This window comes from uncultured Campylobacter sp. (assembly GCF_937949835.1).
Classification (GTDB): Bacteria; Campylobacterota; Campylobacteria; order Campylobacterales; family Campylobacteraceae; genus Campylobacter_B.
Genome location: NZ_CALEDC010000463.1, coordinates 1 through 4559, shown reverse-complemented (window position 1 = coordinate 4559; position 4559 = coordinate 1). Strand labels below are relative to the sequence as shown.

The following is a 4559-nucleotide window of genomic DNA, read 5'->3' as shown; positions in this document are numbered from 1 at the left end:
ATTTTTTGACTAACCAAGGCTCGCCCATCCACCACGCGGGCATCTGCCAGATCACGGCATCCATCCATAGAAATTTTTCTACCTCGCCCTCTATATCGTAGCCCTCGTGTATCGCGGTTTCGCGCGTTTCGTGCCCTAGGGCTTGTAGCGTCTTTTTGGCTAGCTCGTGCAGAGTATTGGTTAGCTTACCGCCTTTACCGTTAAAAGGTGCTCCACCATTGATAAGTAATATTTTCATTTTGATCCTTTGATTAAATTTATTCGTTAGCGACTCGCTGCACCTAAGTTAAAATTTCACCTCGCAGCCCTATGCGAAAATATAAGCGTAAATTTTACGAAGCGTTTAATTACTAAATTTTGCTTTCACGCCGCAGTTTACCGCCCTAAAATTTCAATTTTATCGCCGTGCACCGCGATCGCTTCAGCGTTATTTATCGGCGTCAAATTTAGCTTGCCGCCGTAAATTTTTAAAACTTCGGCCGCGCTTTGCACAAAGGGCTCCTCGCCGTAGTGCGGCACCGGGTAAAATTTAACCAGATCAAGCCCCGTTTGCGCCGCCGCTCCGTAGTCGCCCGCATCATCCATCACGCTCGCGTACTCCACACTGGGCGCCGCGATCATCGCGCCCGCCGACTCGCCCACGTACGCGAGCTCGCCGCTTCGGACGCGGCTAGCGATCAGACCTGCAAGATCTTTCTTTTTAAGCTCGCGCAAAAGATAAAATGTGTTGCCGCCGCTTACGTAAAGCACCCGCGCTACGCCGATCTTTGCCTTCGCTTCGGCCTCGCTCGCTTTTGAAACGTCTAAAATTTGAACCTCAAAGCCCATTTTGGCAAACGCCTCTTTCGCCTCGTCCACGTAGTCTCGGTACTCCTCTACGTTTGCCGCAGTCGGGATAAAAAGCACCTCTTTAGCGCGGATATTTTGCCTCGCATAGTCCTCAAAAAGCGTCGCCGCACCCGCAAAATAGGAGCATAAAAACATCTCTATCATTGTTTTTCCTTTCATTAAATTTGCGCTGATTTAAAGCGCTCGTAAAGCTTGGCCGCAATGACTGCGAGCAATGCGACCCAAACTAGCAGAGTAAATTCTACCGCGCCCACAAAGCAAGCGCACGACAAAAAACGGCGCGGGCGGAATTCTGTCGATAAAAGGGCAAAATTTACCGCCGCAGCAGTTTGCAAACTATGCAAAAACCGAACGCAGCGCAAATCACTCCACAATCGCCAACTACCTGGCGATTTTAAACTTCACTGAAACGACGCGAACCGATTAAATCGAGCCTAGCTAGAGGAGCCGATCAGAGCGAACGATCAAAACGATCAAATTAAGCCGATCGATCTAATCAACCAAGGCAAAACGGCTAGTGCTTTTTATCTTTAAAAAATCTAACGATCTTGGCCTGCAGCTTGAACCACTCGCTAAGCTCCATTATAGGATGCCCTGCGTAGTTTTTGCCGCCCGCTAGATCCTTGCTTATGCCGCCGCGCGCCGCGATCTGCACGAAATCGCCCACGCTTACGTGCCCACCGCTGCCGCTCTGTCCGCCCATCACGACGTTACGCCCGAGCGTCGTCGAGCCCGCAAGCCCCACCTGAGAGACGATGAGGCAGTTTTGTCCGAGCTCGCAGTTGTGCCCGATTTGAACGAGATTGTCGATCTTGCTGCCCCGCCCAATTATCGTCGAGCCGAATACCGCGCGATCGATCGTAGTGCATGCGCCGATTTCGACCTCGTCTTGCAGCACGACGTTGCCGTTGTGATAAATTTTAACGTGCTCGCCCGTTTTTGTATGCGCATAGCCGAAGCCGTCGCTTCCGATGACGGCGTTTGCGTGGATCACGCAGCGCTCGCCGATGATCGCGTCGTTGTAGATGACGGCGTTTGCGTGGATTATGCAACCGTCTCCGACATGCACGTCATCGCCGATATACGCGCCGCTTAAGATGACGCAATCCTCGCCGATCGTGGAATTTACGCCGATATGCACGTTCTGCCCGATCTGTGCGCTGGCGGCGATCTTTGCGGGCGCGCCGCTGCGAATGAGCGGCTTAGCAAAATGCGCGCTTAGGATCGCAAAGGCTAGGTGCGGATTTTCGCACTCCAGCGCTCGTACGCCGTTTGGAACCGCAGTGCCGATTTTTACCAGCACGGCGGCTGCTTTGGTGGCGGATAAAAATTTCTCGTTTTTGTCGCTATCGCAGTAACTTAGCTCGCTTTCGTTCGCGTTTTGAAGCGAATTAATCGCGGTGATCTCCGCATCCGCCCCGCTAAGCTCTATGTTTAAAATTTCGGCAATTTTTGATAATTTCATTTGCGCTCCTTTGATTAAATTTTATCGCCGCTTACATATCCAGCGCGACGCTGCCGCCTCGGACGATGTCGATCGGATTGTATTTTTTTATCGTCTTTAAAAAGCCGTCGATGCGGTCTGCGTCGTCGCACGCCATAATGACGATCTTGCTGTCGTCGCTGTTTGCGATGCTGCCGTTGTAGGCTTTTAAAACGGCATCAAGCCCCGCTAAATTTTCGCCCAGCGCGATCTTTACCAAAACCATCTCCTTTTCGACGAATTTTGCATCATCGATGACCTTGTAGACGGGGATCAGCTTATGAAGCTGCTTAGTGATCTGCTCTATGACGCGCTCGTCGCCCGAAGTGACGATGCTAAGGCGCGATAGACCGGTATTTGGGATCGGTGCAACGGTGAGGCTGTCGATATTATAGCCGCGCCCCGCAAAAAGCCCCGAGATCCGCGACAAAACGCCGTGCTCGTCGGTAACGACGACCGAGATTACTCTTCTTATGCTATTCATCCTAAGACTCCTGCTCAAAAATCATATTATAAAGCGCGCCGCCTGCGGGCACCATCGGCCAGACATTTTCGAAGCGATCGATCTTAGCCTCGATGACGCTTACCTTTTTGCTAGCAAGAGCCTGCTTTAGCGCGTCTTCAAATTCCGCTTTGGTGCTAACGCTAAAGCCCACGCCGCCGAAGCCCCCCGCAATTTTTACGAAATCGGGCTGCGAGCTAAGATCGGTCGATGAGAAACGCTGCCCGTAAAATAGGCTCTGCCACTGCCGCACCATGCCTAAGAAATTGTTGTTTAATACGATATTTACGACGTTTAGACCGCTCGCGCTAGCAGTCATCAGCTCTTGGATATTCATCAATATCGAGCCGTCGCCGCTGAAATTTATAACCGGTCTATCTCCCGCATAAGCCTTCGCGCCCAATGCCGCGGGCAGGCCGTATCCCATCGTGCCCTGCCCGCCGCTACTTAGCAGAGTGCGCGGCTTGCAAAACGGATAAAACTGAGCGACCCACATCTGATGCTGCCCCACGTCCGTAGCAATGATAGCGTCCTCGCCCGCGATTTTTGCGGTACTTTGGATAACCCACTGCGGCTTTAAAATTTCATCGCTGTCGTTAAATTTAAGCGGGTGAATTTCATCGTATTTGCGGATGAGCTCGCGCCACTGCTCGAAATTTGCAGGGCTGACCTCGCTTCTAATGCGCGGCAGCATCTCCTCTAGCACCGATTTTACGTCGCCGACGATCGGATAATCCGCGTTTATAATCTTTGAGATCGAGCTAGGATCGATATCGACGTGGATGATCTTTGCGTTTTTGCCGAATTCGCTAAGCTTGCCGGTGACGCGATCGTCAAATCTCGCGCCCAAGCAGATTATCAGATCCGACTCGCTAAGCGCCATATTTGCGGCGTAGCTGCCGTGCATTCCAACCATGCCTAAATTTAATTTATCGTCGCTTCGCACAGCTCCCAGCGCCATAAGTGTTTCAACGACCGGGATCTGCGCAAACTCGCTAAGCTCGCGCACCAGCTCGCTTACGCCCGCGCTAATAACGCCGCCTCCGATGTAGAGGATAGGCTTTTTGCAGCTTGCGATTAGCTCGACGGCTTTTTTGATCTGCTTAGCGTTGCCCTTATAATTAGGCTTGTAAGTCTGCATCTTGATTTCGCTAGGATATTCAAAAATGCCAAGCTTCGCCGTTACGTCTTTTGGAATATCGACGTGCACGGGTCCCGGTCTGCCGCTGCGAGCGATGTAAAAGGCCTCTTTTAAAATTCTAGGCAGTTCTTCGATCGTTTTAACCAGATAGTTGTGCTTAACGCAAGGGCGCGAAATTCCGATCGCATCGATCTCCTGAAAGGCATCGGTACCGATGAGCGAGGTCGCAACCTGCCCGCTGATAAGCACGATCGGGATGCTATCGCTATACGCCGTAGCAAGCCCCGTAAGCGCGTTCGTAAATCCGGGACCGCTTGTGACGACAGCCACGCCGACCTTGCCGCTAGCACGCGCGTATCCGTCCGCAGCCATCGCCGCGGCCTGCTCGTGGCGCACCAAAATGTGTCTGAAGTATTTTTGTTTGTAAATTTCATCGTACCAAGTGAGAAATTTGCTCTTTTTGTCCTTGCTGCTTACTAGCTATTTGCCAAAATTTGTTATAGCAAATAGACTTCTACCAACTTTTTGAAGCGGTACTTTTTCTGGCTTTGATTTTACTTGAGCTGTTGTGGCTAGATAGGATA

4 protein-coding genes and 1 pseudogene are annotated in these 4559 nt (G+C 51.4%); all 5 read right to left on the bottom strand.

The window, feature by feature from the left end; genetic code table 11:
- A partial coding sequence (locus tag Q0256_RS10320) for an NAD(P)H-dependent oxidoreductase (protein WP_297962759.1) occupies positions 1 to 238 on the bottom strand: 238 nt, incomplete at its 3' end.
- 137 nt (positions 239 to 375) lie between these two features.
- Positions 376 to 993 (bottom strand): Type 1 glutamine amidotransferase-like domain-containing protein, encoded by a 618-nt coding sequence (locus Q0256_RS10315; RefSeq protein WP_297962757.1) that lies wholly within the window; start codon positions 991 to 993, stop codon positions 376 to 378.
- Positions 994 to 1363: 370 nt separating this feature from the next.
- Positions 1364 to 2314 (bottom strand): UDP-3-O-(3-hydroxymyristoyl)glucosamine N-acyltransferase, encoded by a 951-nt coding sequence (gene lpxD / locus Q0256_RS10310; protein WP_297962755.1) that lies wholly within the window; start codon positions 2312 to 2314, stop codon positions 1364 to 1366.
- A 31-nt stretch (positions 2315 to 2345) separates the two neighbouring features.
- Positions 2346 to 2816 carry an acetolactate synthase small subunit gene (ilvN, locus tag Q0256_RS10305; protein ID WP_297916700.1) on the bottom strand — a complete coding sequence of 157 codons (471 nt, stop codon included), beginning with the start codon at positions 2814 to 2816 and terminating at the stop codon, positions 2346 to 2348.
- Position 2817: 1 nt separating this feature from the next.
- Positions 2818 to 4413, bottom strand: a pseudogene (locus tag Q0256_RS10300) (acetolactate synthase large subunit); the annotation flags it as partial.
- Positions 4414 to 4559: the final 146 nt, after the last annotated feature.

What these genes read in the sequence shown, in the direction of transcription:
- lpxD (WP_297962755.1), bottom strand. Translation starts at nt 2,314, where the DNA reads ATGAAATTATCAAAAATTGCCGAAATTTTAAACATAGAGCTTAGCGGG.
- Q0256_RS10315 (WP_297962757.1), bottom strand. Translation starts at nt 993, where the DNA reads ATGATAGAGATGTTTTTATGCTCCTATTTTGCGGGTGCGGCGACGCTT.
- ilvN (WP_297916700.1), bottom strand. Translation starts at nt 2,816, where the DNA reads ATGAATAGCATAAGAAGAGTAATCTCGGTCGTCGTTACCGACGAGCAC.